Annotated in this window: 28 protein-coding genes and 1 tRNA gene; 25 read left to right on the top strand and 4 right to left on the bottom strand. The window is 34.4% G+C overall.

All coding sequences use genetic code 11. The features are described from left to right. Nucleotides 1-5: 5 nt before the first annotated feature. From QI155_RS02600 to QI155_RS02650, 11 genes are read left to right on the top strand one after another with little or no spacing between them, the layout of a single operon-like run. Complete coding sequence (locus QI155_RS02600; protein ID WP_068861322.1) at nucleotides 6-383, top strand: NADH-quinone oxidoreductase subunit A; 378 nt, start codon at nucleotides 6-8, stop codon at nucleotides 381-383. Then, nucleotides 380-979 (top strand): NADH-quinone oxidoreductase subunit B, encoded by a 600-nt coding sequence (locus QI155_RS02605; RefSeq protein WP_068861321.1) that lies wholly within the window; start codon nucleotides 380-382, stop codon nucleotides 977-979. Before QI155_RS02600 ends, QI155_RS02605 begins: the two co-directional genes overlap by 4 nt. Then, complete coding sequence (locus tag QI155_RS02610) at nucleotides 948-1,481, top strand: NADH-quinone oxidoreductase subunit C (protein ID WP_068861320.1); 534 nt, start codon at nucleotides 948-950, stop codon at nucleotides 1,479-1,481. Before QI155_RS02605 ends, QI155_RS02610 begins: the two co-directional genes overlap by 32 nt. Next, entirely contained in the window at nucleotides 1,471-2,664 is a 1,194-nt protein-coding gene (gene nuoD, locus QI155_RS02615) for an NADH dehydrogenase (quinone) subunit D (RefSeq protein ID WP_068861319.1), read from the top strand. Before QI155_RS02610 ends, nuoD begins: the two co-directional genes overlap by 11 nt. Continuing rightward, complete coding sequence (nuoH, locus tag QI155_RS02620) at nucleotides 2,664-3,665, top strand: NADH-quinone oxidoreductase subunit NuoH (RefSeq protein WP_068861318.1); 1,002 nt, start codon at nucleotides 2,664-2,666, stop codon at nucleotides 3,663-3,665. Before nuoD ends, nuoH begins: the two co-directional genes overlap by 1 nt. A 7-nt stretch (nucleotides 3,666-3,672) precedes the next feature. After that, nucleotides 3,673-4,269: an NADH-quinone oxidoreductase subunit I gene (locus tag QI155_RS02625; protein ID WP_068861317.1), complete on the top strand. Its 597-nt coding sequence runs from the start codon at nucleotides 3,673-3,675 to the stop codon at nucleotides 4,267-4,269. Then, a complete protein-coding gene (locus QI155_RS02630; RefSeq protein WP_281321022.1) occupies nucleotides 4,253-4,765 on the top strand; it encodes an NADH-quinone oxidoreductase subunit J in 513 nt (170 codons plus the stop codon). The genes QI155_RS02625 and QI155_RS02630 overlap by 17 nt, the downstream gene beginning before the upstream one ends. Then, nucleotides 4,762-5,064: an NADH-quinone oxidoreductase subunit NuoK gene (nuoK, locus tag QI155_RS02635; RefSeq protein WP_068861315.1), complete on the top strand. Its 303-nt coding sequence runs from the start codon at nucleotides 4,762-4,764 to the stop codon at nucleotides 5,062-5,064. Before QI155_RS02630 ends, nuoK begins: the two co-directional genes overlap by 4 nt. Before the next feature lies 1 nt (nucleotide 5,065). Then, entirely contained in the window at nucleotides 5,066-6,958 is a 1,893-nt protein-coding gene (gene nuoL / locus QI155_RS02640) for an NADH-quinone oxidoreductase subunit L (RefSeq protein WP_281321023.1), read from the top strand. A gap of 8 nt (nucleotides 6,959-6,966) precedes the next feature. Further along, on the top strand, nucleotides 6,967-8,580 hold the full coding sequence (locus tag QI155_RS02645; RefSeq protein WP_083200148.1) for an NADH-quinone oxidoreductase subunit M: 1,614 nt from the start codon (nucleotides 6,967-6,969) through the stop codon (nucleotides 8,578-8,580). Continuing rightward, nucleotides 8,577-9,992, top strand: a complete 1,416-nt coding sequence (locus tag QI155_RS02650) for an NADH-quinone oxidoreductase subunit N (protein ID WP_281321024.1) — start codon at nucleotides 8,577-8,579, stop codon at nucleotides 9,990-9,992. Before QI155_RS02645 ends, QI155_RS02650 begins: the two co-directional genes overlap by 4 nt. Here the strand turns inward: QI155_RS02650 and hypD are convergent, their stop codons facing one another. Continuing rightward, a complete protein-coding gene (gene hypD, locus QI155_RS02655) occupies nucleotides 9,993-11,051 on the bottom strand; it encodes a hydrogenase formation protein HypD (RefSeq protein WP_281321025.1) in 1,059 nt (352 codons plus the stop codon). Continuing rightward, nucleotides 11,048-12,091, bottom strand: coding sequence for an Sfum_1244 family protein (locus QI155_RS02660; RefSeq protein WP_068861444.1), 1,044 nt, complete (start codon nucleotides 12,089-12,091; stop codon nucleotides 11,048-11,050). The genes hypD and QI155_RS02660 overlap by 4 nt, the downstream gene beginning before the upstream one ends. A 410-nt stretch (nucleotides 12,092-12,501) precedes the next feature. Here QI155_RS02660 and secA point away from each other — a divergent pair, with 410 nt between their 5' ends. The 3 genes from secA to QI155_RS02675 are packed head-to-tail and all read left to right on the top strand — an operon-like array spanning nucleotide 12,502 to nucleotide 15,986. Continuing rightward, nucleotides 12,502-15,141: a preprotein translocase subunit SecA gene (secA, locus tag QI155_RS02665; protein WP_068861445.1), complete on the top strand. Its 2,640-nt coding sequence runs from the start codon at nucleotides 12,502-12,504 to the stop codon at nucleotides 15,139-15,141. Beyond that, nucleotides 15,095-15,574 (top strand): nucleotidyltransferase domain-containing protein, encoded by a 480-nt coding sequence (locus tag QI155_RS02670; protein ID WP_254045494.1) that lies wholly within the window; start codon nucleotides 15,095-15,097, stop codon nucleotides 15,572-15,574. Before secA ends, QI155_RS02670 begins: the two co-directional genes overlap by 47 nt. Further along, the gene (locus QI155_RS02675; protein ID WP_281321026.1) at nucleotides 15,540-15,986 is read left to right on the top strand and encodes a DUF86 domain-containing protein; all 447 of its coding nucleotides are present in this window, start codon (nucleotides 15,540-15,542) and stop codon (nucleotides 15,984-15,986) included. Before QI155_RS02670 ends, QI155_RS02675 begins: the two co-directional genes overlap by 35 nt. Here QI155_RS02675 and QI155_RS02680 read toward each other — a convergent pair. Continuing rightward, nucleotides 15,976-16,422, bottom strand: a complete 447-nt coding sequence (locus tag QI155_RS02680; protein ID WP_281321027.1) for a cupin domain-containing protein — start codon at nucleotides 16,420-16,422, stop codon at nucleotides 15,976-15,978. The two genes, QI155_RS02675 and QI155_RS02680, sit on opposite strands and share 11 nt — an antisense overlap. A gap of 586 nt (nucleotides 16,423-17,008) precedes the next feature. On the opposite strand from QI155_RS02680, the gene QI155_RS02685 reads away from it, so the two are divergent. Then, nucleotides 17,009-18,979, top strand: coding sequence for a methyl-accepting chemotaxis protein (locus tag QI155_RS02685; protein WP_281321028.1), 1,971 nt, complete (start codon nucleotides 17,009-17,011; stop codon nucleotides 18,977-18,979). Between the two features lie 22 nt (nucleotides 18,980-19,001). Here QI155_RS02685 and QI155_RS02690 read toward each other — a convergent pair whose 3' ends face one another. Next, nucleotides 19,002-19,364 (bottom strand): hypothetical protein, encoded by a 363-nt coding sequence (locus tag QI155_RS02690; protein WP_281321029.1) that lies wholly within the window; start codon nucleotides 19,362-19,364, stop codon nucleotides 19,002-19,004. Between the two features lie 108 nt (nucleotides 19,365-19,472). Between QI155_RS02690 and QI155_RS02695 the strand changes: the two genes are divergently transcribed. The 10 genes from QI155_RS02695 to rplB all read left to right on the top strand — a co-directional run bounded on the left by QI155_RS02695 (nucleotide 19,473) and on the right by rplB (nucleotide 26,671). Next, nucleotides 19,473-19,545 (top strand) — tRNA-Lys (locus tag QI155_RS02695). A 282-nt stretch (nucleotides 19,546-19,827) separates the two neighbouring features. Next, nucleotides 19,828-20,199: a 30S ribosomal protein S12 gene (rpsL, locus tag QI155_RS02700; RefSeq protein WP_281321030.1), complete on the top strand. Its 372-nt coding sequence runs from the start codon at nucleotides 19,828-19,830 to the stop codon at nucleotides 20,197-20,199. Between the two features lie 14 nt (nucleotides 20,200-20,213). Further along, nucleotides 20,214-20,684 carry a 30S ribosomal protein S7 gene (rpsG, locus tag QI155_RS02705; RefSeq protein WP_281321031.1) on the top strand — a complete coding sequence of 157 codons (471 nt, stop codon included), beginning with the start codon at nucleotides 20,214-20,216 and terminating at the stop codon, nucleotides 20,682-20,684. Between the two features lie 13 nt (nucleotides 20,685-20,697). Then, nucleotides 20,698-22,782, top strand: a complete 2,085-nt coding sequence (gene fusA, locus QI155_RS02710) for an elongation factor G (RefSeq protein WP_281321032.1) — start codon at nucleotides 20,698-20,700, stop codon at nucleotides 22,780-22,782. Between the two features lie 30 nt (nucleotides 22,783-22,812). Then, on the top strand, nucleotides 22,813-24,012 hold the full coding sequence (gene tuf, locus QI155_RS02715) for an elongation factor Tu (RefSeq protein WP_281320973.1): 1,200 nt from the start codon (nucleotides 22,813-22,815) through the stop codon (nucleotides 24,010-24,012). Between the two features lies 1 nt (nucleotide 24,013). Next, the gene (gene rpsJ, locus QI155_RS02720) at nucleotides 24,014-24,319 is read left to right on the top strand and encodes a 30S ribosomal protein S10 (protein WP_281321033.1); all 306 of its coding nucleotides are present in this window, start codon (nucleotides 24,014-24,016) and stop codon (nucleotides 24,317-24,319) included. Beyond that, nucleotides 24,316-24,933 (top strand): 50S ribosomal protein L3, encoded by a 618-nt coding sequence (gene rplC / locus QI155_RS02725; RefSeq protein WP_068860943.1) that lies wholly within the window; start codon nucleotides 24,316-24,318, stop codon nucleotides 24,931-24,933. Before rpsJ ends, rplC begins: the two co-directional genes overlap by 4 nt. Beyond that, entirely contained in the window at nucleotides 24,930-25,565 is a 636-nt protein-coding gene (gene rplD, locus QI155_RS02730; RefSeq protein ID WP_068860949.1) for a 50S ribosomal protein L4, read from the top strand. Before rplC ends, rplD begins: the two co-directional genes overlap by 4 nt. After that, a complete protein-coding gene (gene rplW / locus QI155_RS02735; RefSeq protein WP_068860941.1) occupies nucleotides 25,565-25,852 on the top strand; it encodes a 50S ribosomal protein L23 in 288 nt (95 codons plus the stop codon). The genes rplD and rplW overlap by 1 nt, the downstream gene beginning before the upstream one ends. After that, on the top strand, nucleotides 25,853-26,671 hold the full coding sequence (gene rplB / locus QI155_RS02740) for a 50S ribosomal protein L2 (RefSeq protein WP_281321034.1): 819 nt from the start codon (nucleotides 25,853-25,855) through the stop codon (nucleotides 26,669-26,671). Nucleotide 26,672: the final 1 nt, after the last annotated feature.

Here is a 26,672-nt window from a genome sequence, read left to right on the forward strand (position 1 = left end):
GGTAAATGGGTCAAGATGCTTTAACACAAAGATATTTGCCTGTTCTGATAGTGATAATTATTTCATTTATTATCGGGTTCTCTATGCTTTTAATAAGTAGATTGATTCGTCCTAAAAGACCTTATACGTTAAAATTAACGCCCTATGAATGTGGGATTCCCTCAACTGAAGATACATGGGAGAGATTTAATGTAAAATTTTATATTGTTGCTTTGGTTTTCGTTATTTTTGATGTTGAAATAATTTTCCTTTATCCCTGGGCATTAGTTTACAAAAAAATCGGTTTTTACGCCTTATTAGAGATGTATCTTTTCATTTTTATTTTGTTAATTGGCTACTTTTATGCAATTGGTAAAAAAGTTTTCAATTGGAGCAAAGAATGATATACGTTATTGATAAGACAACAGAGGTTGTAGAAATAGAGGAGGGTTTTAAAGTAATTCCAGCAGCTAATACTATTATTACAACAATCAATAAAATAGCAAGTTGGGGAAGACGTTCTTCTCTATGGCCTCTTACATTTGGACTTGCCTGCTGTGCTATAGAAATGATGGCAACTGCTGCATCCCATTATGACCTTGACAGATTTGGAATTATTATGAGAGCCACACCAAGACAGTCTGATGTCATGATAATTGCAGGCACAGTTGCAAAAAAAATGGCTCCAGTATTAGTTAATCTTTATCATCAAATGCCAGAGCCAAGATATGTTATTGCAATGGGAAGTTGTGCCTGTAGTGGTGGAGTTTTTAATACTTACAGCACTGTTCAGGGTGTTGATGAAATTTTACCAGTAGATGTTTATATTCCTGGATGCCCTCCAAGACCTGAAGCCTTAATTGAGGGATTATTAAAATTACAGGAAAAAATTAAAAATGAACCTTATCTTAAAAGAGGTTGCATTTCTGGTGTTTGCTTAATTGATAAATCTCAAAGAAGGTGTAGTTATGAATCCTGCAGAAATAGTGAAAAAGATTAGAGAGAGATTTCCTAAAGAAGTTTTGTGGTTTGTATGTTTTCGAGATGAGTGCTCAATTGTTGTAACAAAAGAAAAAATAAAAGAAATTTTAAGATACCTTAAAAATACTCCAGGCTTGGAATTTGACTATCTTGTAGACCTCACAGCAGTTGATTATCTTGGTTTCAGAGAGCCTCGTTTTGATGTTGTTTATCATCTAATGTCAATTAAGCATAGACATCGAATAAGAGTAAAGGCACAGGTGCCTGAGCATGGATGTTGTATAGATTCTGTTACAGATTTATGGGCAACAGCTAACTGGTTTGAAAGAGAATGTTTTGACATGTTTGGTATTCATTTTAAGGGGCATCCAGATCTTAGAAGAATACTAATGCCTGAAGACTGGAAAGGCTTTCCTTTAAGAAAGGATTATCCTGTAAAAAGTGACCTTGGTGATAAAGAATGGGAAACATATAAAGAATTAAAAGAAAGCGCAAAGGCTTGGAAGGAAAATGCAGAATAAAGGAATAACAATAAAAGAACTCACAGTAAATATGGGACCACAGCATCCAGCAACTCATGGAGTTTTACGTCTTGTTCTTGAGCTTGAAGGAGAAATAATAAAAAAATGCATTCCCCATATAGGTTACTTACATAGGGGAATTGAAAAGCTTTCTGAAGACTTAACTTACGTACAAAGTCTTCCTCTTACTGATAGAGTGGATTATCTTTCAAGTATGGTAAACAATGAAGGATTTTGTGTTGCCATTGAAAAACTCATGGGTATTGAAGTTCCAGAAAGAGCAAAGTTTATAAGAACAATGATGGCAGAAATGGCAAGAATATGTAGTCATCTTGTATGGATCGCAACCCATGCTCTTGACATTGGTGCAATGACAGTTTTTTTGTATGCTATGCGAGACAGGGAAGAACTCCTTGAAATGTTTGAAATGGTAACAGGTGCAAGATTAACTGTAAGTTATCCAAGAGTTGGTGGTGTAAGATGTGATGTTAACAACAGATTCCTTGATAAACTTTATAACTTCATAGAGAAGTTTCCCAAAAAAGTAGAAGAGTATGAAACATTAATAGACCGTAACAGAGTATGGCTTAAAAGGACTAAAGGAGTTGGAGTTATTACAGCTCAAGAAGCTATAAACTGGGGATTAACAGGTCCTACATTAAGAGGTTCTGGTGTTTATTATGATGTTAGAAAATTTTTCCCCTATGATGCTTATGATAAAGTAGATTTTGAAGTTCCTGTTGGTAAAAATGGTGATGTATATGACAGATACCGCTGCAGAATGCTTGAGTTCAGGCAGTCTGCAAGAATCATTAAACAATGCATTGAAAAACTTCCTGAAGGTCCTATTCTTGCTGATAATGCTTTACGAATAAGAATGCCAGAGTCACCCCTAAAAATTGATAAAAAAGATATTATTTTTGAAATATACATTGAAGATAAACAAATTCAAGAATTTATACAAAAGTTTACAGAAGTTTATGCCTCAGTAGAGGCTCCGCGTGGAGAACTTGGATTTTATATTATCTGTGATGATTCCTCTAAGCCTTACAGAATGAGAGTTCGTGCACCATCCTTTGTTCATGCAGGAGTTTTACCGAAATTATGTGAAGGCTCCTTAGTGGCAGATGTTATAGCAAATATTGGTTCAATAGACATAGTTTTAGGAGAGTGTGATAGATAATGGATACTCTTTATATCATTGCAATAACAATTATTAAAACAGCAGTTTATTTTGGAATTCTCATGCTTCATGTTGCCTATGCTACCTATGCAGAAAGAAAAATAATCGGACATATTCAGTTAAGGCTTGGTCCTATGGTTGTAGGTCCCCATGGAATCCTTCAACCAATTGCAGATGTTGTTAAGCTTCTTTTTAAGGAAGATATTGTCCCAGCAAAAGTAGACAAAACAATTTTTAAAATAGCCCCCATCATAAGTTTAACAGCTGCATTAAGCACCTTTGCTGTAATTCCTGTAAATAAAAATTGGGTTATTGCAGATATAAATGTAGGTTTACTTTATGTTATTGGTATTGCAGGAATTGGAACATATGGAATTATTTTTTCAGGATGGGCATCAAATTCAAAATATGCATTCTTAGGAGGTCTCCGGTCTGCAGCACAGATGGTAAGTTATGAGGTAGCTCTGGGATTAAGCCTTGTTGGTGTTATATTGATGGCAGAATCTTTTAATTTGACAGAGATAGTTAACAAACAAACTGAATACTGGTATGGAATGTTTTTATTCCCTCAGATTATTGCCTATTTTGTTTTTGTAGTAGCAATGTTGGCAGAGACTAACAGATTACCTTTTGACCTTCCAGAAGCTGAAACAGAGCTTGTTGCAGGTTATTTTGTTGAATACTCTGGAATAAGATTTTCTCTCTTTTATCTTGCTGAATACCTTGCAATGTTTTCTATGTCTGCACTTGCAACAATATGTTTCTGGGGAGGTTGGACTGCTCCGCCAATTTTGATAAAGGCTTTTCCTATCCTTGAATTTGTTCCAGGGTTTGTATGGTTTCTTATAAAGGTTTATTTTCATATATTCTTATTTTTCTGGCTAAGAGGTACTTTACCAAGATATAGATATGACCAACTTATGGCAATTGGTTGGAAGGTGTTAATTCCATTAGCTTTGGTAAATATTGTTGTTACCTCAATTGTTAAATACTACTACTGAGAGGAAAATGAAGCTTAAAGAAGTAATAAATAAAATTTTTTTGATTGAGATTTTTAAAGGGCTTTTCCTTACATTAAGGATGCTTTTCAGTAAATCTGTAACCATCCAGTATCCTCTTGAACGAAGAGAAGTCTATGATGGTTTCAGAGGAAGACATGCTCTTGTTAGAGATCCTTTTACAGAAAATGATAAATGTATCGGATGTATGAGATGTTCAACAGTTTGTCCTTCAAGATGTATTTATATCAAAAGAGAAAAAAGAGAAAACAAAATGGTTGTTGTAGATTATATTATTGATGCCTCAAAATGTATTTATTGTGCATACTGCGTTGAAGCCTGTCCAGTTTGTGCTTTGGTTTTAACAGAAGATTATGAGTATTCCTCCTATACAAGAAAAGAATTGATTTTTAATAAAGAACAACTTCTTAAAAACTGGGATGATTTTGCAAGTAAATGGAAAGATGATTTTTATTTCAATAAATTCTGGCAACCACCAGGTATAAATCCTTCAAGATGGCCTAAGACAAAAAGAGAGCAAAAGCCTATTCCCATTAGAAGATTTGTTGAGATAAAAAAGGAGGAAAAAAATGAATCCAATAATTGAACATGCTTTTTTTATATATTTTTTTGTAAGCCTTTGTATTTTAAGTATTGCTGTAATTGCTTCAAAGAACATTATTCATAGCGCTTTTTCCCTATTAATTTTTCTTCTTCATATTGCAGCAGTTTTTCTTTTTTTAAATGCTGAATTTTTAATGATTATTCAGATTATTGTTTATGTAGGAGGAGTTTTAGCTCTGTTTATTTTTGCTATAATGGTTATGAATCTCCGAGAAGAGTTAAGGCATAAAAGATTTGTAAGATTTTCTTTCATAGGTTTAGCTGTTAGTTTAATTTTCTTTGCAAGTCTTTATATTTTCCTAAGCAATGTTACATCAAATCAAAATGTCTTAACTTACTCTGATACAACTTTACTTGGTAAGCTCCTTTATTCCTATTATCTTTTGCCTTTTGAAATACTTGCTCTTGTTTTATTGATTGCTCTTATAGGAGGAATTATTATTGCAAAAAAGACTCCTATTGAAAGGGATGGGAAATGATTCCTCTTAGTTGGTATTTAATATTGAGTGCAACATTATTCAGTATAGGTTTAATTGGTTTTATTATAAGGAGAGATCTGATTGTAATGCTTATGTGTCTTGAAATTATGTTTAATGCTGTAAATATTGCCTTTGCATCCTTTAGCTATTACAATGCAAATTTTACAGGACAGATTTTTGTTTTATTTTCAATAGCAATTGCCGCCTCTGAGGCTGTTATTGGTCTTGCCATTGTTCTTGCTATTGTTAGAAATATTGGTATTAATCACTCTGATGAGATTAATAATCTGAGAGGTTAAGATGGAAAAATATTATGTTTTAATCTTACTTTTTCCTCTTGCTGGATTTCTTTTTAATATTCTGCTTGGAAGATTTGTAAGCACGAAATTGGTAAGCTGGGTAGGAAACCTTTCTGTATTTGGTTCTTTAGTCTTTTCCCTTTTTGCAATTTCAGAGGTTTTTCAGGGTAAGACTATTGAATATAACCTCTATACATGGATACTATCGGATGATTTAAAAATTAGCTTTGGCTATCTTATAGACCAACTCACTGCAGTAATGCTCTTTGTTGTATGCTTTGTTGGCTGGCTTATTCATGTTTACTCTGTTGGATATATGCATGGAGACCCAGGATATCCAAGATATTTTGCTTATCTCAATCTTTTTGTATTTTCAATGCTTGTTTTAGTAATGGGTAATAACTTGGTTATGCTTTATTTTGGATGGGAAGCAGTAGGATTATGTTCATACTTTTTAATAGCCTTCTGGTATCAAAAGAAATCAGCCTCTGATGCAGGTAAAAAAGCCTTTATTGTTAATAGAATAGGTGATTTTGGTTTTGCTATTGGAATCTTTCTTCTTTTTATCAGTGTTTATACTTTAAATTACACAGATGTTTTTCAGAAAATTCCTGAACTTCAGGGTAAAACAGTAAATATACTCGGATGGCATGTTGATTTAATCACTCTTATTGCTTTACTTCTTTTTTGTGGTGCTATTGGAAAATCAGCACAGATTCCTCTTTATGTGTGGCTACCTGATGCTATGGAAGGTCCCACACCTGTAAGTGCTTTAATTCACGCTGCCACAATGGTTACCGCAGGAGTATTTATGGTAAGCAGGCTCGGTCCTCTATACAATCTCTCAGAGACAGCTCTTGCAGTTGTAGCAATTACTGGGGCTGTAACAGCCTTTTACTCAGCAACAATAGGACTTGTTCAAAGAGATATGAAACGCATTATTGCCTATTCAACGATAAGCCAGATTGGATATATGTTTGCTGCCTGCGGAGTAGTTGCCTATGGTGCTGGTGTATTTCATCTTTATACTCATGCTTTCTTTAAAGCTTTGTTGTTTTTAGGAGCAGGAAGTGTAATGCATGCAATGGCTGGTCAGCTGGATATTTATAAAATGGGTGGACTAAAAAAGAAAATGCCCATTACATATATAACTTTCTTAATAGCTGCATTGACGATTTCAGGAATTCCGGGTTTGTCAGGATTTTTCAGTAAAGAAGAAATCCTATTGTATGCCTTTGCATCTTCTAAACCCTATGGAAAATTTGTTTGGCTTCTTTTAACAATTACCGCAGCTCTTACAGCTTTTTATACCTTCCGAATAGTTTTTGTTGCCTTCCACGGTAAGTTTAGAGGAACTAAAGAGGAATTTAAACATGTTCATGAATCTCCATCAGTGATGACTATTCCATTAATAGTTCTTGCAATTGGTTCTATCCTTGTTGGATACTTTTCAGTCCCTCACTTTCTTGAACCTTTATTAGGTGAATCAAAACTTGCAATATCCCATGAACAGAAAAACATTGTCATGGTAGTCTCTATCATTGCAGGTTTACTTGGAATTACTCTTGCATGGTATATGTATATTGCAAAACCGACGATACCAGAAAAGTTAACAAACACCTTTAAAGGAGTATACAAAGTTCTATGGAATAAATACTATGTAGATGAACTTTACAGTTTACTTTTTGTAAAACCAACTTTATGGCTTTCAGATAAATTCATAGAGAAATTTACTGATATAAAGATAATAGAAGGAATTGTTAATGGAGTTCCTGCTCTTATTTATAAAATAGGCAGCCTTATAAGACCAGTTCAAACAGGACAACTTCAGCAGTATGCAATATTTATGATTTTGGGAATAATTGTTTTTGTTTTAGTGATTCTTAGTATGTGAGGTTGAAAATGCATGAAGAAACAGTAGTTCAAAATAGTATTTACAGGGAACTAAGAAAACACCTTTTGATTTCCCTTTTACTTATTACATTAATTGGTGGTTCTATCATAAGTTTTGGAGTTGCTGCGAATAATTTAGAGTTTCCTATACTTTCAACTCTTATATTTTTCCCTATTGTCGGTGCTGCTTTTATAGCTATACTTCCAAGAGATAAAAAAGAATTAATAAAACTTTCAACGCTTATAATTTCAATAATTGAGTTTATTCTTAGTATTCCACTATATCTTTCCTTTAACAAAGCCTCTCATGAGATGCAGTTTAGGGAAGAGTATTTATGGATTCCTCAATGGGGAATTAAGTATTCTCTCGGAGTAGATGGAATAAGTGTTCTCTTTATTTTACTTAGCAGTCTTCTTACAATTTTATGTGTTACTGTTTCATGGAAAGAGATTGATAAAAAAATAAAAGAGTTTTATGCATCTTTGCTTCTTACCCATTCAGCAATGATTGGAGTTTTTATGAGCCTTGATATTTTTCTTTTTTACATATTCTGGGAAGCAATGCTTATTCCAATGTATCTAATTATTGGAGTATGGGGTGGGCCAAGAAGAATTTACTCAGCAATAAAATTCTTTTTGTATACCTTTGTTGGTTCAGTATTAATGTTAGTTGGAATTTTGGTTCTTTATTTCCACACAGGAACCTCTGATATTCTTACTCTAATGAAAATTTCCTATCCATATAAAATGCAACTTTGGCTATTCTGGGCATTCTTTGCAGCTTTTGCAGTTAAAGTTCCTATGTGGCCAGTTCACACATGGCTTCCTGATGCTCATACAGAGGCTCCCACTGCAGGAAGTGTTATTCTTGCAGGTATCCTAATCAAAATGGGAGCATATGGATTCCTAAGATTTAATCTTCCTATGTTTCCTGAAGCTACTTTGGCAATGAAGCCCTACATGATAGTTCTTTCTGTTATTGCAATTATCTATGGCGCATTAATATGTCTTGTGCAAAGAGACCTCAAACGCCTTATTGCATACAGTTCTGTAAGTCATATGGGTTTTATTACTCTTGGAATTTTTGCTTTAAATCAGCAGGGTATTCAGGGTGGAATTCTTCAGATGATAAATCATGGAATTGTTACAGGAGCTTTGTTTTTATGCGTTGGAATGATTTATCAAAGAACCCATACCCGTGAAATAGCTCACTATGGAGGAGTTGCTACAGTCATGCCTGCCTATTCAGTATTCTTTATGGTTTTTACGCTTGCCTCTATTGGACTTCCAGGAACAAATGGATTTATTGGTGAATTTTTGATACTTCTTGGAGCATTTAAAGCTTGGAAACTTATGAGTGTTCTGTCAGCAACTGCGTTAATCATAGGTGCAGGTTATATGCTATGGCTTTATCAAAAAGTTTTCTTTGAAAAAACAAATCCTTATTTTTCACATCATATAAATGGTTATGGAGATTTAAATGCAAGAGAGATTCTCACCCTTATCCCTCTTACTATAGCAGTGCTTTGGATTGGATTTTATCCAAATGCTCTTTTAAGTTTTATGGATGAGTCAGTTAAAGCATTAATTAATCATGTAATAGTATCGGGGGCTACAAAATGACTATTCCACAGGTTCCTTTAAATTTTGAAGCATTAATTCCAGAAATACTTCTTACAGGTTTTGCTTCATTAATCTTACTTGTTGGTTTATTAAAAATTAGAAATGAAATCTTAGTATGGAGTTCTGTGATATTTTTACTAATTCTTGCGTTAATTACACCCTCTTTTGAAGGTGAAGCCTTTGGTGGAATGTTTTTGAATGATTTTTTGGCAATATATTTAAAGCTTATTGTGATTATTGGAACTATTATATCTTTGTTCGTTCTTAATTCTTATTTAAAAGAAAAGCTTATTTTGCTTAATGAGAGTGTAGCTTTAATCTTATTTTCAGCCCTTGGTATGATGCTTCTTGTGTCAGCAAGAGAGTTAATAAGCTTTTTTGTCTCCTTTGAGTTAATGTCTTTAAGCTTATATGTTCTTGTTGGAATAAGAAGATATGATGTAAGGTCAAATGAAGCGGCAATTAAATACTTTATGCTTGGCGGAGTCTCCACTGCAATTATGCTTTTCGGAATTGCTTTTATTTATGGTGTAGCCAATACTACAGATTTTCCATTGTTAGTAAAGGCTCTTTCAAACTATGGGACACCCCAAAAAGTCATGGACTTTTTGGGGGCCCCTAATCCTTTGTCATATATAGGGCTTGGTCTTTTTATAATTGGACTTTGTTTTAAAGTAGCATTAGTTCCCTTTCATATGTGGGCACCTGATGTATATGAAGGAGCTCCAACTCCAGTTACAGCTTTTATCTCTACATTACCAAAAGTTGCTATTCTTGGTGCCTTTGGAAGAATTTTAATTGAGCTCTTCAAAGATTACTACATTGATTGGAGTAGTTTTCTTATAGTGCTTTCTATTTTAACAATGGCAGTAGGAAATCTCTTTGCACTTGTTCAAAGGAACATAAAAAGAATGCTTGCATATTCAAGTATAGCCCATGCTGGTTATATAATAATTGGATTGATTGTGGGAACACAGACAGGATTTAATGCAGTTGTTGTTTATATGCTTATTTATACGCTCATGAACATAGGAGCCTTTGCAATGGTAATTGCCTTCAATGAAGAGAATATTGAAAACTATAAAGGACTTCATAAATTTCATCCTGCCCTTGCTTTGGCAATGTTGATATTCATGTTTTCCCTTACAGGAGTACCTCCAACAGCAGGATTCTTAGTTAAGTTTTATATATTTCTTCAAGCCGTAAAGGCAGGATTTACATGGTTAGTAATTATTGCTGTTGTATTTACTGTTGTTTCTGCCTACTATTACTTAAAAATAGTAATGTATATGTATATGAAAGAACCTGTTAAGTCACCAAAACCCTTAATTTCATTGGAACTTAAAATAGCAATTTTTCTGTGTGCCTTGGGCACCTTGATTCTGGGAGTACTTCCCCTTTATTTAATCTAATTAATTTCTTCCATATTTGTAATAGGCAGCACAACTTCCTTCAGAGCTGACCATACAGGCTCCAACAGGATTCTCAGGTGTGCAAAGCTTTCCAAAGAGTGGACATTCGGGAGGAAGTTTTACTCCTCTTAATATAAGACCGCATTGACATCCCTTTGGTTCCTTTGACTGAAATAGAGGTATTTCAAAAATTTTTTCAGCATCTCTATATGAATATTCTGGTTTAAGTTTAAGTCCGCTGTTAGGAATTATTCCTATTCCACGCCAGTTACTGTCAGCAGACTCAAAATATCGATATATAAATTCAACTGCCTTTGGATTCCCTTCTACTTTTACAGCGTCTTTGTATTGTATTTCAACCTTTGGAGTATTCTCAATAACCTGTTTTAAAAGCATTACTATTGACTGCAAAATATCATCGGCATCAAATCCTGTAATAACGCATGCTTTTCTATATCTTTGAGAAATAACTTCATAGGGTTTGCTTCCTATAATTGTGCTTACATGTCCTGGAAGAATAAATCCATCAAGTTTAAGTTCTTCTGTATTTACAAGAACTTCCAATGCTGGAGGAACTAATTTATGGACTGAATAAATATAGAAATTTTCAATATTTTTTCTATCTGCCTCAAAAAGGGTTGCAGCTATAAGAGGAGAAGTGGTTTCAAATCCTACAGCAAAAAACACTACTTTTTTATCTTTGTTTTCTTGAGCAACTCTTAATGCATCAAGTGGTGAATAAACCATTCTTACATCAACTCCTTCAGCTTTTGCTTTATAGAGAGAACCATTGCTTCCTGGCACTCTCATCATATCTCCGAAAGTTGTAAGAATCACATTTGGTTGTTTTGCAATATAAATCATTCTATCAATGTCTTCTATTGGTGTTACACAAACTGGACATCCAGGACCACTAAGAAGTTTAATGTTTGATGGAATCAGGCTTCTTATACCATGTCTGAATATAGAAACTGTATGCGTTCCACATACTTCCATAAGATTTACTTTATTGTGGAGTTTTTGTGATAGTTTTTCAATAGTTTGAATGAGTTCTTTCAATTTGTTCCTCCTTCAAATATTCTATTTGTTAAATTTTTAACTGCATCAAATCCTTGTATTTTATAGATTTCTAATATTTTGTCATGATTGTTTTTCCATTTTTCATACTCTATTTTTCTGATTTCTTCAATTTTTCCCCAATCCTCTGATAGCAATGCTTTTTCTATTTGTAAGATAACTTGTTTTAATATCTTTTTTTGATAGGCACCTTGTGTGAGGATATATAAACTGAGAAGTTCTTTATCTTTTTCAATAATGGCTTTATATAAAGGACCTTTTTCTGAAAAATCAGCAATAAAATCTTTAATTCCTCTTAAAATATATTCTGTCTTTGAGTTGTCACATCTTTTTATAATTTCATTCCATTGAGGAATATTTTCTTGCAGTTCTGCTATTTCATGATATAGTACGATTTTGGAATATATATCAACAAGACTTCTAAATTCTTCAAAGGGATATTCCCAATCAACTGGATTCCCGAATTTTGATAAAGTACGTTCATAAAAAGTCCTTTTTTTATTTATCCATCCCTGCAAATCTTCCCAAAGCCTGTATTTTATATCTGTCAATCTTATATAGATTGTGTTTCCAATACTCATACCCGATGATGAAAAAAGATCTCTTACTATTTCTTTATCAATAAAGAAGATGTTGTAACTATCAATTTTTTCATGTTTATATATTAAGCCAACAAAAAAACTTGGTTTCATAAATAAGGCATAACCTGCTCCATAAATAAATCCATTTTTTATGGTATTATCATTTATTCCTTCAATATCAAAGGGTTGATAAGATTTACCATCAATTTTCAATTGAATTAATTGAGCATTTTCAAGTTCTTTCCATTTTTCCTCTTTTTTTTCAATCCATGGAAGAATCTCATCATTGTTAATCCTCTCCCATGGTTCAAGGTCTCTTTCAACCCTAAAAAGTTGTCTTAGTCGTAAGAGTAAAGTACAGATTGAAAAATATCCCCAATATTTAGCATCAGAGACATCGCAATTAAAGGAAACAGCATCAAAAAATTCGGGATTTAACATAGTTTTATAATATCATAGGATATCGCATTTTTTCAGTTGTTTCTGAAATATCGATTAAAAAAAGTATTTCTTTCTTGTATATCGTTATCCCTAGGTGTTCAATATCCCGAAGCACCTTACTGAGCCCTTTGGCTTGACTCAGCGCCTGCCTTGAAATAAATGGGAGTATCCAAAAATAAGCCGATTTTCCTGATTTTTAGAATGACATCTTTTTTTCAGATTGATATCTTTATTGTCACCCTTTTTTACCTGTCACCTTGAGGCGAAGCCGAAGGGTTTCCTGTGGAGATTCTTCTCCTTCGCTTAAGCTCAGGGTCAGAATGACGAAATAGTCCAAAACATAATTTTATCGGCAATTTAAAATTTTATTAAACTTGAATAAACAATAGACTGTGGTTTAACATACAGATATGGTAAAAATATTAGAGAAAATTTTTGGAACAAAAAATGAAAGAGAGCTTAAAAGATATTTCAAAATTGTTGAAGAAATCAATGCCTTTGAACCTGAAATTTCAAAACTCTCTGATGAAGCATTAAAAGCAAAGACTGACGAATTTAAAGAGAGACTCACAAAAGGTGAAACCCTTGATGATATCCTAACGGAAGCTTTTGCAACAGTTAGAGAAGTTGCAAAAAGAACTCTCGGGATGCGACATTTTGATGTTCAGCTTATTGGTGGAATAGTACTTCATGAAGGTAAAATTGCTGAAATGAAAACAGGAGAGGGTAAAACTCTTGTTGCAACTTTGTCTGCTTACTTGAATGCATTAGAAGGCAAGGGAGTTCATGTAGTTACAGTAAATGATTACCTTGCAAGAAGAGATGTTCAATGGATGGGACCTGTATATAATTTTTTAGGGCTTAGTGTTGGCGTAATTCAGCCTGATGCTTCCTTTCTTTATGATCTAAACTACAGAGTACAAGATAAACGTTTTGACAGGCTTCGTCCATGTAGTAAAAAGGAAGCCTATCTTGCAGATATAACATACGGTACAAATAATGAATTCGGCTTTGATTATCTTAGAGACAATATGCGTTACAGCATAGATGAACTCTGTCAGAGAGAACTTAATTACGCAATTGTTGATGAAGTTGACAGCATTCTAATAGATGAAGCAAGAACACCGCTTATTATTTCAGGACCCTCTGAAGAATCAACAGATATTTATTATGCTGTAAACAGGATTATCAAGTATTTAAAACCTGATGAAGATTTTAAACTTGATGAAAAACTTAAAACTGTAGTGCTTACAGAACAGGGTTCTCGTAAAGCAGAAAAACTTCTTGGAATAGATAATTTATATGAACCTTCAAATATTCAGATAGTCCATCACATTAATCAAGCTATCAGAGCTCATTATTTCTTTAAAAAGGATGTTGACTATGTTGTAAAAGATGGAAAAGTCATTATAGTTGATGAGTTTACTGGAAGAATTCTGCCAGGAAGACGCTGGTCTGATGGACTCCATCAAGCAATAGAAGCAAAGGAAGGATTAAAAATAGAGGCAGAAAATCAAACACTTGCAACAATAACCTTCCAGAATTATTTCAGAATGTACAAGAAACTTGCTGGAATGACAGGAACAGCAGATACAGAAGCAGCTGAATTTGCAGAGATATATAATCTTGAAGTTGTTGTAATTCCTACTAATAAGCCTATGATCAGGATTGATTATCCTGATGCTGTTTACAAAACTGAAAAAGCCAAATATGAAGCTGTTGTCAGAGAAATTGAAGAATGTTATAAAATTGGCCGTCCTGTTTTAGTTGGAACAACATCCATTGAGAAATCAGAATTAATAAGCAGAATGCTTAAGAAAAAAGGCATTCCCCATAATGTATTAAATGCTAAATATCACGATAAAGAAGCTGAAATTGTTGCACAGGCAGGAAGAATTGGTGCAGTTACCATAGCAACAAATATGGCAGGTAGAGGAACAGATATTGTCCTTGGTGGGAATCCAGAATTTTTAGCCAGAGAAATGCTAAATGGAAAAACTTATACAGAGGATGAGTTTCGAGAAGTTCTCAAAAAAGCCAAAGAAATTTGTCAAGCAGAGCATGAAAAGGTGGTTTCCCTTGGAGGTCTTCACATAATTGGAACTGAAAGGCATGAATCCCGAAGAATTGATAATCAACTTAGGGGTAGAGCAGGACGACAGGGTGATCCAGGTTCATCCCGCTTTTATCTTTCTCTTGAAGATGAACTTCTGAGGATTTTTGGTGGCGAGAGACTTCAGAGTCTTATGCAGTTTTTGAAAATTGATGATGATACACCAATAGAAAACAAAATGGTTTCAAAGGCAATTGAAAATGCCCAAAGGAGAGTTGAAGCCCATAACTTTGACATAAGAAAGCATCTTCTAAAATATGACGATGTAATGAATGCTCAAAGAAAGGAAATTTATTCATTCCGTAAAGAAGTATTAGAGAGTAATTCCCTGAAGGAGAAAGTTGTTGAGTTTCTTGAAATAGAGATTGACGAGTTAGTTGATTTTTATCTATCTCAGGAAGATGAGGGAGTAGAAAAACTTAAGGAACAGATAAATGTAAGATTTGATGTAGATGTAGACCTGAGTAATAAATCGAAAGATGAAATAAAACAGTATCTCATTGAAAAACTTAAAGAAGCCTATGAACAAAAGGAAGCAAAAATTGGAACCATTCTCATGCGAGATGTGGAAAAGATGATTTTTTTACATGTCATTGATACAAAATGGAAAGACCATTTATTAGCAATTGATCATATTAAAGAAGGAATAGGACTTCGAGGATATGCCCAGAAAGACCCTCTTGTTGAATATAAAAAGGAAGCCTTTGAACTCTTTGAGGAAATGTCAAGGAATATAATTTCAGACATTCTTACAAGGCTCTTTAAGATTCAAGTAAAGGAAGAATCTCAGGTGAAAGTTGCAAAAGCCCATAGAATTCAAAGAAGTGATGGAGATAGCCCTCGGACAGTTGAAAAACCTAAAAAATTAGGTCGTAATGATCCATGCCCCTGTGGAAGTGGTAGAAAATATAAAAAATGCTGTGGCAAAAATGCTTGATGAAATTTTTAAAAAATATGGGGTTTCAATTTGTTATGTCTTTGGTTCTCAAAAGGATAATGCTTTATTATTGATAAGGGGAGAAAAAGTAAATATTGAAGATACTGAGGCTGATATAGATTTTGCAGTTGTTTTTAAAAGTTTACCAGAGAATCCCTTAAAAACTTATGCTCTTTTAAGTTTAGAATTGCAGGATATTGTCTCTCCTTATAAAGCTGATCTTGTCTTTATGCATGAGGTTGATCATTTGTTCCAGCTTGAGGCAATAAAAGGTCATTGTATTTACTGTGAAGATGAATCTTTCATGGAAGAATACGAAGAAAAAGTGATGAGATTTGCCTCTGATGAATTAGAAATATTTAAACTTAATGAAAAAGATTTTTTTGAGGCAATAGAAAATGGTTATTTCAAATTTGAATATAAAGCTGATTGAGGACAGGCTTGGTTTTATTTTGAAAGCTCATCAAAAATTGATAGAACTGTCAAAACTTGAAAGAGAAGAATTTTTAACTAATGATAAACCTGCAATTGCGGAAAGTTATTTAAGAAGAGCCTTAGAGTCGGTTTTTGATATAGGGAGACATATTCTTGCTAAAATCGCTGGTAAAGGAGTTGTGGAATATAAGGAGATTGCGAAAAAACTTGGAGAACATGGGGTTATATCTAAGCCCTGCGCTGAAAAACTGATTTTAATGGCTGGATACAGAAACAGGCTTGTTCATTTTTATCATGATGTTAGCGACGAGGAGTTATACACAATTATAAGGGAAAATTTATCTGATATTGAACAGTTTATAAGAGAAATGAAAAACTTTATTAAATCTTACAAGAATGCTATTCTTTGATTTCTACAGGTTCATCCCTTTCAGAATCTACAATACACAGAAACCCAAAAGGTTCTTTAAAAGGATTATATAACTGATGAATTTCATTAGGTGCTATATAGAGTATATCAAGATATTTTAGAACATGATTTTTATCCCCGAGCCTAACCTTTCCTTTGCCTTTTAAGCATATGACAACATGAGCATGCTGATGATACTCAAGGGAAGAGCATCCACCTGTTGAAATTTCAAAGTATCTTAATTCGAACTTAATGGATTCTGATTTTATAAGAGGAAATCTTTTAATGGAAATCCAGTTTCCTTTTTTGTTTTTGTAGGGAATACTATTTATTTCCTGCCAAACTCCATTCTTAAATCTCAATATTTTGCTTTTTTTTATTTCTTCCTTTGAAGGAAGTTCACAAAAATAATTTTGTTGTTTTTTTTCTTTAGGCATATTTGGTAGTATAAAACTTTTTAATTATATCACATTTTTTTTAAAAAATTTATGAAATGCTTAAAATTGCTAATTGAGGAATGGCTGTTTTTTTATGAGAGATGGGTGCTTTTCTGCTTTGCCTCAGTAAAATACTTTGCATTTTGGATGGTTTTAAGTTTGCTTACTACGGCTGTCATCGTATATTATGGTTATGGGGTATAATTTTATGAGGAGAGGAGAATGGAAGGACAGACTGGGTAAACTGTCATTGGTCCTTTCTGAGCGACAGCGAATGATCTCCTTCTTATTTCTTTTTATTGTCGCCCTGAACGCAGTGAAGGGGCTCATAAAATAATTAGAAGATTTTTCAGTTGCTTACACTCCTTCAGAATGACAGGAAAAGTAGGAGATTCTTTGACACATTGTGCCTCATAAGGACAGAAAAAGAGGAATAGTTACACATCAAAAATATTATATGTGTTATAATTTTAAAATTTTAAATAAGGGGTAAAAGCTTCAAATATGCTTTTTATGTCAAAGGCGTTATACTTTAGTTTGTGTTTAAGATTTTTTAATGTTTAAGAAAAATAGAGGGAGGGGATTTATGTTAAACAAACTTCAAAATTTAATGAGTTCTTTTTCATTAAGTAAAAGGATTTTTGTGCTTGCGGTTGTATCGATTCTTGTAGTTTATTCAGTAGTTGCATTAGTAATTTATCTTCAAACAAAATCAAAAATTGAAGATTACAACATTGAGGCTCTCAAAAGAGAAGTTGGATTAATTAAAGAACAGATTGCAGTTTTCGATGAGGCATCAAAAAATTCTGCTGAACAATTTATGAAAATTTTTCAATCTATGGTAAAAGGGATAAGCCCTGACAATGACACATGTGATAGATTTACTTCAATGACAGGTGGTTCTGTTGCAACTATTTTTGAGAAAAAGGGAGATGATTTTCTAAGAATTGCCACATCTTTGAAAAAAGAAGATGGCTCTCGTGCGGTTGGAACAACTCTTGACAGAGGACATCCTGCATATCCGTTACTACTTAAAGGAGAAACATACATTGGTAAAGCTACTCTTTTTGGTAAAGACTATATGACAAAATATGTTCCTGTAAAGGATGGTTCAGGAAATGTTATTGGTGTTTACTTTGTTGGATTTGACATAACAAAAACAATGAAACATTTTAAAGATTATATTCGTTCTATCAAGGTTGGGCAGACTGGTTACATGTATGTTCTTGATGATAAAGGGACTCTTTTGGTTCACCCTAAATTAGAAGGTAAAAACATAATTGATTCAAAGGATGCAAAAGGACGAGAATTTATTAAAGAAATTATAGAAAAGAAGGAAGGTATTATCTATTATCCTTGGAAAAATCCAGATGAAACCTGGGCAAGAGAAAAAGTTGTTGCATATACCCATTATCCAGCATGGAAATGGATTATTGCATCAGGTAGTTATTTAGAGGAAATAACAAGTGAAGTGGAAGGAGTTCGGAATCTCATGTTGTTTGTAAATATTCTTGGTGCTATAGTAGTCTCCTTTCTTATTCTTTTTGTAACACAAAGGTCATTAAAACCAGTTCCTGATATGGCACAAAAGCTTGAAGAGGTTGCAAAGGGAGATTTCAGTCGTGTTGGATTTGGCAAGGGTTATCGTAACAGAAAAGATGAAATTGGACTTATAGCAAGAAGTGTTATAAAGGTTGAAGAATTTACACAAAAGCTTATTAAAGATATAAAAGAATCTGTAACAACTGTCAATGCTGTTATTGGTTCATTGGAAAGCAACATTGAAACAGTTAAGTTAAAGGCTAATGAGCAAGCATCGCAGGCACATCAGATTGCAACCGCTTCAGAGGAGATGTCACAGACCATAACTGACATAGCAAAAAATGCAGCTACTGCCTCTGATCTTGCAACAGAAAGCATGAAGATATCTAATGAAGGACAATTACTTGCTGATTCTGCCATGAATGTAGTTCAGTCTGCAAATCGTTCAACAGTAGAACTTAAAAAGACCATAGATGCATTAAACAGCAGAGTAGAAGAAATCGGAGATATTGTAACAGTAATTAAAGATATTGCAGACCAGACAAATCTTTTAGCACTTAATGCAGCAATTGAAGCAGCTCGTGCTGGAGAACAAGGAAGAGGTTTTGCAGTAGTTGCTGATGAAGTTCGTAAGCTTGCAGAAAGAACAATTAAAGCAACTGATGAAATAGCAAATAAAATTACAGCAGTTCAAGCTGAATCCCATGAAAGTATTAAAAGTATGGATATGACTGTTCATGAGGTAGCTGAAGCCCTTAAAGCATTAAACGAAGTTAAGAAATCTTTAAATAAGATAGCAGAACATGCACAGAAAGTTAAGGATCAAATAACTCATATAGCAACTGCAACAGAGGAGCAGTCTTCAGCAAGTGATGAAGTTGCCAGTTCAGCAGAACGTTCACGTCAGCTTTCACAGGAAGTGAAAAATACAACTGATACCGTTGTACAGGAAGTAGAAAACTTAAATAGTGTAATCAATAAACTTGTTGAGGCAGTCAAAGGAGTAAAGGCTTAAGTATTCAATGAAGGAGGCAGAATTAATCTGTCTCTTTCAGTTTTTCTAAAAATTTTTCAACTCTCTCAGGTAGAAATTTTTCAGGGTCTTTCTCTTTTATTTTTAGCCATTTCCACAGTCCTATGGGGCAGATGGTGGCAAAACTTATTTTGAATTTCTGACAAACTTCTGGACGATTCTTATAGATTGTGCATTTAGCTTCAATCCATTTATTATCGTTTAAGTGAATGTCAACTAAATGGGGACATTTATGATTTTCTGGTTTAATTATATTTTTTGATAGGGGAACAGTCCAGCGATAACAGCATTCTGCGCATCTAAGACAAATGAAATTTTTCTCTGCCACATCAAGTATTTCATTGAGTATTTGACTATTCAATGCCATAAAAAATTTTAACAAAAAATTTTTTATTGTTAAATATCCAAATCCATTTTAACCTAATAGCAAGAAAAGTTGACCTTTTATTAAATTTTTTTGTATTCTAATTTTGATGGGCCGTTAGCTCAGCTGGTAGAGCAGCTGACTCTTAATCAGCGGGTCGGAGGTTCGAATCCTCCACGGCTCATTGGTTTTTAAGGTATTTAAATTCAAAAAGCAGGGAAATTAAAAAACTTACTTGCTTTTTTTATAAAATTTATATTTAAATTTGTCTATATTCTAATTTGACTTCATTCTGAGACTTTTCAAAAATTTTTCTTATTTCCTCAGAATGGAGATAAACAAATTTAATACTTTAATTAATGTTTTTTCCATTGACATATTTTTAATTTTTTGATAAACTAAAAAGTCTTGACGATGAATGTTAAAGATTTGTTAAAAATATTTAGTTATTAAATGAGGTGAAAAAGTGCCAACAATTACACAATTAGTAAAAAAAGGGCGAGAAAAAGTAGAAAAGAGAACAAAATCTCCGGCATTGATGTCTTGTCCTCAGAGAAGAGGGGTTTGTGTTAGGGTTTATACTACCACACCGAAAAAGCCAAATTCTGCATTAAGAAAGGTTGCAAAGGTAAGATTAACAAATGGAGTAGAAGTTATTGCCTATATTCCTGGAGAAGGACATAATTTGCAGGAGCATTCAATTGTTTTAGTTAGAGGTGGAAGAGTAAAGGATTTGCCGGGTGTTAGGTATCATATTGTAAGAGGAACTCTTGATTGTGCAGGTGTTAATAATAGAAGAAAAAGCCGTTCCAAATATGGAACAAAAAGACCAAAATAAACGGAGAGTAAAGAATGCCTAGAAGAGGTTATGTTCCCAAAAGAGAGGTTTTACCTGACCCTAAATATCAAAGTAAACTTGTTTCAAAGCTAATAAATGTAATTATGCAGGATGGTAAAAAATCAACAAGTGAGAAAATTTGCTATGGTGCCTTTGAAATAATAAGGGAAAAAACAGGACAGGATCCATTGAAAGTATTTAAGCAAGCAATTGAAAACATTAAGCCAGTTTTGGAAGTAAGGCCACGTAGAGTTGGTGGTGCAACATATCAGGTTCCGATGGAGGTTAGACCTAACAGAAGGCTAAGCTTAGCTTTGCGGTGGCTTGTCAATTACTCAAGACAACGTAAAGAAAAAACTATGAAAGAAAGATTAGCTGGAGAAATTTTAGACGCATATAATAATGTAGGTTCTTCAATAAAGAAAAGAGAAGAAACCCATAAAATGGCCGAAGCCAACAGAGCATTTGCTCACTATAGATGGTAATTTAGAGGAGTGTATGAGTAGATTCCCATTAGAAAAAACAAGAAATATTGGTATTATGGCTCATATTGATGCCGGTAAAACAACAACTACCGAGCGAATATTATACTATACAGGAGTTACCTATAAAATTGGTGAAGTCCATGAGGGAACTGCTGTTATGGATTGGATGCCCCAAGAACAAGAGCGTGGTATTACGATTACAGCAGCTGCTACAAGCTGTGAATGGAAAGGGCATAAAATTAATATTATAGATACTCCGGGTCATGTTGACTTTACAATCGAAGTTGAAAGATCTTTAAGAGTTCTTGATGGTGCTATAGCTGTTTTTGATGCTTCAGCAGGTGTTGAGCCACAGAGTGAAACTGTTTGGAGGCAGGCAGATAAATATAAAGTTCCAAGAATTGCTTTTATGAATAAGATGGATAAACTTGGTGCTGATTTTGATATGGCTGTTGAAAGTATGATTGAAAAGCTCGGAGCTAATCCTGTTCCTGTCCAGATTCCAATTGGTAGGGAAGATACATTCAGGGGACCAATAGACCTCGTAGAGATGAAAGCTTACTATTTTGACGATGAAACTTTAGGTGCAAAATTCGTTGAAGATGAAATACCTCAAGAATATTTAGAACTGGCAAAAAAATATAGAGATAAGATGTTAGAGGCTTTATGTGATATAGATGACAATATTATGGAAAAGTATCTTTCAGGAGAGCCTATATCAGCAGATGAAATAAGATCTGCTTTAAGAAAAGGCACTGTTGAATTGAAAATAACTCCGGTCCTGTGCGGTTCTGCATTTAAAAATAAGGGTGTTCAGATGTTGCTTGATGCAATAGTGTTTTATTTACCTTCTCCTCTTGATATTCCACCAGTTAAAGGAATTAATCCTTTGGATGGTTCAGAAATCGAAAGAAAGCCAGATATTAATGAACCACTTACTGCTTTGGCATTTAAAATAATGGCAGACCCCTACATGGGTAGTTTAACTTATGTTAGAGTTTACTCAGGAGTTTTAAGTTCTGGTTCATATATTTATAATTCAACGAGAAATTTAAAGGAGAGAGTCGCAAGAATTTTTAGAATGCATGCTAATCATAGAGAGGAAATTAAAGAAATTTGTGCTGGGGATATTGCAGCAGTAGTTGGGCTAAAAAATACACTTACAGGAGATACAATTTGTGATGAAAGTGCTCCTGTTGTTCTTGAAGCAATTGAGTTTCCAGAGCCAGTTATTTCAGTTGCAATTGAACCAAAAACAAAGGCAGATCAAGAAAAATTATCTCTTGCTTTGCAGAAAATTTCTCAAGAAGATCCCTCTTTTAGGGTTTCATATAATGAAGAAACAGGCCAGACTATTATTTCAGGTATGGGAGAACTACATCTTGAAATTATTGTAGATAGATTAACAAGAGAATTCAGAGTTGGCGCTAATGTAGGAAAGCCACAAGTTGCTTACAAAGAAACTATTAAGGTGCCAGCTAAGGCAGAGGGTAAGTTTATAAGGCAGACAGGAGGACGTGGTCAGTATGGACATGTCTGGATTGAAATAGATCCTATAGAAAGAGGAAAAGGATTTGAATTTGTAAATAAAATTGTAGGTGGCACCATTCCAAAAGAATTTATTCCAGCTGTTGAAAAGGGTATTGTTGAAGCTATGGAAGGAGGAGTCCTTGCAGGTTATCCAGTTGTAGATGTAAGGGTAACTCTCTTTGATGGCTCTTATCATGAAGTTGACTCTTCAGAGCTTGCCTTTAAGATAGCTGCTTCTATGGCATTTAAAGATGCCTGTAAAAAGGGAGATATAGTTCTTCTTGAACCTATTATGGATGTTGAAGTAGTTACTCCTGAAGAATATATGGGTGAAGTAATTGGAGACTTAAATTCAAGGCGTGGAAGAATTCAATCAATGGAAAAAAGAGGTAAAGCACAGGTAATAAGGGCTATGGTTCCTTTAGCAGAAATGTTTGGATATGCCACTGATTTGAGATCAAAGACACAGGGTAGGGGTACATATACAATGCAATTTTCTCATTATGATGAAGTTCCTAAGAATCTCACTGAGCAGATAATTGCTAAGATAAAGGGAAATGCTAAATAAAAGTTTTAGGAGAAATTAAAGGAGGAAGAGATGGGAAAGGCAAAATTTGAGAGGAAGAAGCCCCATGTAAATGTAGGTACTATAGGGCACATTGATCATGGAAAGACCACATTGACAGCATCGATAACGAAGTATTTGAATTTAAAGGGAATGGCACAGTATAAGAGTTATGACCAAATAGACAATGCACCAGAGGAGAAGGCGAGAGGGATAACGATAAACACAGCACATGTAGAGTATGAGACAGATAAGCGTCATTATGCGCATGTAGACTGTCCTGGTCATGCGGACTATATCAAGAACATGATAACAGGTGCTGCGCAGATGGATGGTGCTATATTGGTAGTTGCAGCCAATGATGGACCGATGCCGCAGACGAGGGAGCATATATTATTAGCCAGGCAGGTAGGAGTACCATATATAGTAGTATTTATGAATAAGGTTGACATGGTAGATGATCCTGAGTTATTGGATTTAGTAGAGCTTGAGGTAAGGGAATTATTGAGCAAGTATGGATTTCCTGGGGATGAGATACCAGTAGTGAGGGGTTCAGCATTGAAGGCATTGGAGAGTAGCAGTAATGATCCTAATGCAGAGGAGTATAAGTCGATACAGGAATTACTTGATGCATTAGACAGTTATATACCTGAGCCAGAAAGGCCTATAGACAAGCCATTTTTGATGCCTATAGAGGATGTATTTAGCATATCTGGAAGGGGAACGGTAGTAACAGGGAGAGTAGAGAGGGGAATAATAAAGGTAGGAGATGAAGTAGAGATAGTGGGGTTGAGGGAGACGAGGAAGACAGTGGCAACAGGAGTAGAGATGTTTAGGAAGATACTGGATGAAGGAAGGGCAGGAGACAACATAGGAGTGCTGTTAAGGGGAATAGGTAAGGATGAAGTAGAGAGAGGGATGGTATTAGCAAAGCCTGGGAGTATAACACCGCATACAAAGTTTAAGGCAGAGGTATATGTATTGACGAAGGAGGAAGGTGGGAGGCATACACCTTTTTTCAATGGATATAGGCCACAGTTTTATTTTAGGACAACGGATGTAACAGGAGTGATAAAGTTACCTGATGGGGTAGAGATGGTAATGCCTGGAGACAATGTGAATTTGAGTGTAGAGTTGATAGCGCCGATAGCGATGGAAGAGGGATTAAGGTTTGCTATAAGGGAAGGTGGAAGGACAGTAGGAGCAGGTGTAGTTACAGAGGTGTTGGAGTAAAATGGACCAAAAAATAAGAATAAAATTAAAAGCTTACGATAACAGAGTTCTCGATCAGTCTGTAAAAGAGATTGTAGATACAGTTAAGAGAACAGGAGCAAGGATTTCAGGTCCTGTTCCTTTGCCTACAAAAATAAGTAGGTATACAGTTTTGAGGTCAACTAATCAGGATAAAAAGTCAAGAGAACAATTTGAAATAAGAATTCATAAAAGATTAATTGATATTCATGATCCCACCCCCGAAACAGTAGAGGCTCTATCTAAGTTAGAGCTTGCTGCAGGGGTTGATGTGGAGATAAAGCTATGAAAGGAATTTTAGGTAGAAAAGTTGGAATGACACAAATTTTTGCAGAAGATGGAAAAATCGTTCCTGTAACAGTAGTTGAAGCAGGACCATGTTGGGTTGTACAAGTACGAACAAAAGAAAAAGATGGATATGAGGCTGTTCAGTTGGGTTTTCAAGAGGTTAAAAAGGAAAAAAATATAACAAAACCGGTGCTCGGAATTTTTAAAAAAGCAGGTATACCGCCTTGCAGAATCCTTAGAGAATTTAAAATGACAGGATTTAATGTGGGTGATAAGGTTACTGTTGAAATATTCTCAAAGGGCGAAGTTGTTAATGTATCTGGGATTTCAAAGGGTAAAGGATTTCAGGGTGTTATGAAAAGACATAATTTTGCAGGTGGACCAGATTCTCATGGTTCTATGTTTAACAGAGCTCCTGGTTCAATTGGTGCAAGCTCTTTTCCATCAAGAGTATGGAAAGGCAAGGGAATGGCTGGACATATGGGGAATGAGAGGGTTACTGTAAAAAATCTTACTATTGTTGATGTTATACCGGAACAGAATTTACTTTTAATAAAAGGTGCTGTTCCGGGAGGTGAAAACGGAATATTAGAAATATGGAAGGTAGAGGGATGATAGATATAGAGATAAGAGATATAAATAATAATATCGTTGGTAGAAGACAATTACCTGAAATTGTTTTTAATAATCAAGCAGACGAATCTGTTGTACATTCAGCGGTTGTTGCCTATATGGCAAATCAAAGACAGGGAACGCATGCTACAAAAACAAGAGCTATGGTTTCAGGTGGTGGAAGAAAGCCATGGAGACAAAAGCATACAGGAAGAGCAAGGCATGGTAGCATTCGCTCTCCTCTTTGGAGAAAGGGTGGGATTGTGTTTGGCCCTCAGCCAAGAGATTATTATATAAAGCTTCCAAAGCAGATGAAGGATACCGCTCTTTTTAAAGCTCTTACTATGAAATATAGAGATAATGAGATAATACTTCTTGATAATTTAGAACTTGTAAGACCAAAAACAAAGGATATGGTTAATATTTTGAAAAATTTGCAACTCAATGATAAGTCGGTTCTTTTTGTTTTACCTGTAAAAGACGAAAATATCTTACTTTCTGCAAGAAACATTCCTTATGTGGGAGTCATTAGAGCAGAAGATTTAAATGCCTATCATGTATCTTTATTTGATGAAATAGTTTTTACTGTTTCAGGACTTGATAAATTTTTAACTGTTAAGGGGGTAAACTCCTGATGGATATTTTTGAAATAATAAAAAGACCACTTTTTACTGAAAAGGCAATGAGTCTGAAAGAAAAGGAAAACAAGATAGTGGTTGAGGTTCATCCAAAGGCTAATAAAGTACAAATCAAAAAAGCCTTTGAAGAATGTTTTAAGGTTAAGGTTGATGATGTAGCAATTATAAATATAAAGCCAAAGATTAAAAGAGTGGGGCTTCATTTTAGAAAAACACCAAAAGTTAAAAAAGCAATAATTACCCTGAAACCAGGGGAAAAATTAGATCTAATAGAGGGTGTCTAAATGGGAATAAAAAGGTGTAAACCAACATCAGCAGGTAGAAGATTTGTAACATATCCTGATTTTAGTGAAATTACAAGGGAAGAACCCTACAAACCTCTTACAGTTTGTATAAAAAAGCGTAAGGGTAGAAATAATCTTGGTAGAGTGACTTCATGGTTAAAGGGTGGAGGAAATAGAAAACTTTACAGAATTATTGATTTTAAAAGAGATAAAATTGGGATTCCTGCAAAAGTTGTAAGTATTGAATACGATCCTAATAGAACAGCAAGAATAGCCTTATTGAAATATCTGGATGGAGAATACAGATACATACTTGCTCCTGACAAGCTTCAAGTTGGAGATACTTTGATGAGTGGATCAGGAGCTGATGTTAAGGTGGGAAATGCGTTGCCTTTAAAGGAAATTCCTCTTGGAACAATGATTCATAATATAGAACTTTATCCTGGAGGTGGAGGAAAGCTTGTCAGAGGTGCTGGTACAGCAGCTCAGCTTATGGCTAAGGAAGGAAAATATGCTCATGTTAAACTTCCCTCAGGAGAGGTTAGATTGATAAATGTTAATTGTTTTGCCACAATAGGACAGGTGAGCAATCTTGACCATGAAAATGTAGTTATTGGAAAAGCTGGAAGAATGAGACATATGGGAAGAAGACCATCAGTTAGGGGCGTTGCAATGAATCCGATAGATCATCCATTAGGTGGTGGAGAAGGTAAATCCTCTGGTGGAAGACCAGCATGTTCTCCTTGGGGGAAACCAGAAGGTGTTAAGACAAGAAAAAATAAAAAAACAGATAAATTTATTGTAAAGCGCAGAAAGTAAG

The organism is Thermodesulfovibrio sp. 1176 (assembly GCF_029946585.1).
Lineage (GTDB): Bacteria > Nitrospirota > Thermodesulfovibrionia > Thermodesulfovibrionales > Thermodesulfovibrionaceae > Thermodesulfovibrio.

Bases quoted from the DNA above. Each gene is read 5' to 3' on its own strand.
- QI155_RS02600 (WP_068861322.1), top strand. From the start codon at position 6: ATGGGTCAAGATGCTTTAACACAAAGATATTTGCCTGTTCTGATAGTG.
- QI155_RS02605 (WP_068861321.1), top strand. From the start codon at position 380: ATGATATACGTTATTGATAAGACAACAGAGGTTGTAGAAATAGAGGAG.
- QI155_RS02610 (WP_068861320.1), top strand. From the start codon at position 948: ATGAATCCTGCAGAAATAGTGAAAAAGATTAGAGAGAGATTTCCTAAA.
- nuoD (WP_068861319.1), top strand. From the start codon at position 1,471: ATGCAGAATAAAGGAATAACAATAAAAGAACTCACAGTAAATATGGGA.
- nuoH (WP_068861318.1), top strand. From the start codon at position 2,664: ATGGATACTCTTTATATCATTGCAATAACAATTATTAAAACAGCAGTT.
- QI155_RS02625 (WP_068861317.1), top strand. From the start codon at position 3,673: ATGAAGCTTAAAGAAGTAATAAATAAAATTTTTTTGATTGAGATTTTT.
- QI155_RS02630 (WP_281321022.1), top strand. From the start codon at position 4,253: ATGAATCCAATAATTGAACATGCTTTTTTTATATATTTTTTTGTAAGC.
- nuoK (WP_068861315.1), top strand. From the start codon at position 4,762: ATGATTCCTCTTAGTTGGTATTTAATATTGAGTGCAACATTATTCAGT.
- nuoL (WP_281321023.1), top strand. From the start codon at position 5,066: ATGGAAAAATATTATGTTTTAATCTTACTTTTTCCTCTTGCTGGATTT.
- QI155_RS02645 (WP_083200148.1), top strand. From the start codon at position 6,967: ATGCATGAAGAAACAGTAGTTCAAAATAGTATTTACAGGGAACTAAGA.
- QI155_RS02650 (WP_281321024.1), top strand. From the start codon at position 8,577: ATGACTATTCCACAGGTTCCTTTAAATTTTGAAGCATTAATTCCAGAA.
- QI155_RS02660 (WP_068861444.1), bottom strand. From the start codon at position 12,091: ATGTTAAATCCCGAATTTTTTGATGCTGTTTCCTTTAATTGCGATGTC.
- secA (WP_068861445.1), top strand. From the start codon at position 12,502: ATGGTAAAAATATTAGAGAAAATTTTTGGAACAAAAAATGAAAGAGAG.
- QI155_RS02675 (WP_281321026.1), top strand. From the start codon at position 15,540: ATGGTTATTTCAAATTTGAATATAAAGCTGATTGAGGACAGGCTTGGT.
- QI155_RS02680 (WP_281321027.1), bottom strand. From the start codon at position 16,422: ATGCCTAAAGAAAAAAAACAACAAAATTATTTTTGTGAACTTCCTTCA.
- QI155_RS02685 (WP_281321028.1), top strand. From the start codon at position 17,009: ATGTTAAACAAACTTCAAAATTTAATGAGTTCTTTTTCATTAAGTAAA.
- QI155_RS02690 (WP_281321029.1), bottom strand. From the start codon at position 19,364: ATGGCATTGAATAGTCAAATACTCAATGAAATACTTGATGTGGCAGAG.
- rpsG (WP_281321031.1), top strand. From the start codon at position 20,214: ATGCCTAGAAGAGGTTATGTTCCCAAAAGAGAGGTTTTACCTGACCCT.
- fusA (WP_281321032.1), top strand. From the start codon at position 20,698: ATGAGTAGATTCCCATTAGAAAAAACAAGAAATATTGGTATTATGGCT.
- tuf (WP_281320973.1), top strand. From the start codon at position 22,813: ATGGGAAAGGCAAAATTTGAGAGGAAGAAGCCCCATGTAAATGTAGGT.
- rpsJ (WP_281321033.1), top strand. From the start codon at position 24,014: ATGGACCAAAAAATAAGAATAAAATTAAAAGCTTACGATAACAGAGTT.
- rplC (WP_068860943.1), top strand. From the start codon at position 24,316: ATGAAAGGAATTTTAGGTAGAAAAGTTGGAATGACACAAATTTTTGCA.
- rplD (WP_068860949.1), top strand. From the start codon at position 24,930: ATGATAGATATAGAGATAAGAGATATAAATAATAATATCGTTGGTAGA.
- rplW (WP_068860941.1), top strand. From the start codon at position 25,565: ATGGATATTTTTGAAATAATAAAAAGACCACTTTTTACTGAAAAGGCA.
- rplB (WP_281321034.1), top strand. From the start codon at position 25,853: ATGGGAATAAAAAGGTGTAAACCAACATCAGCAGGTAGAAGATTTGTA.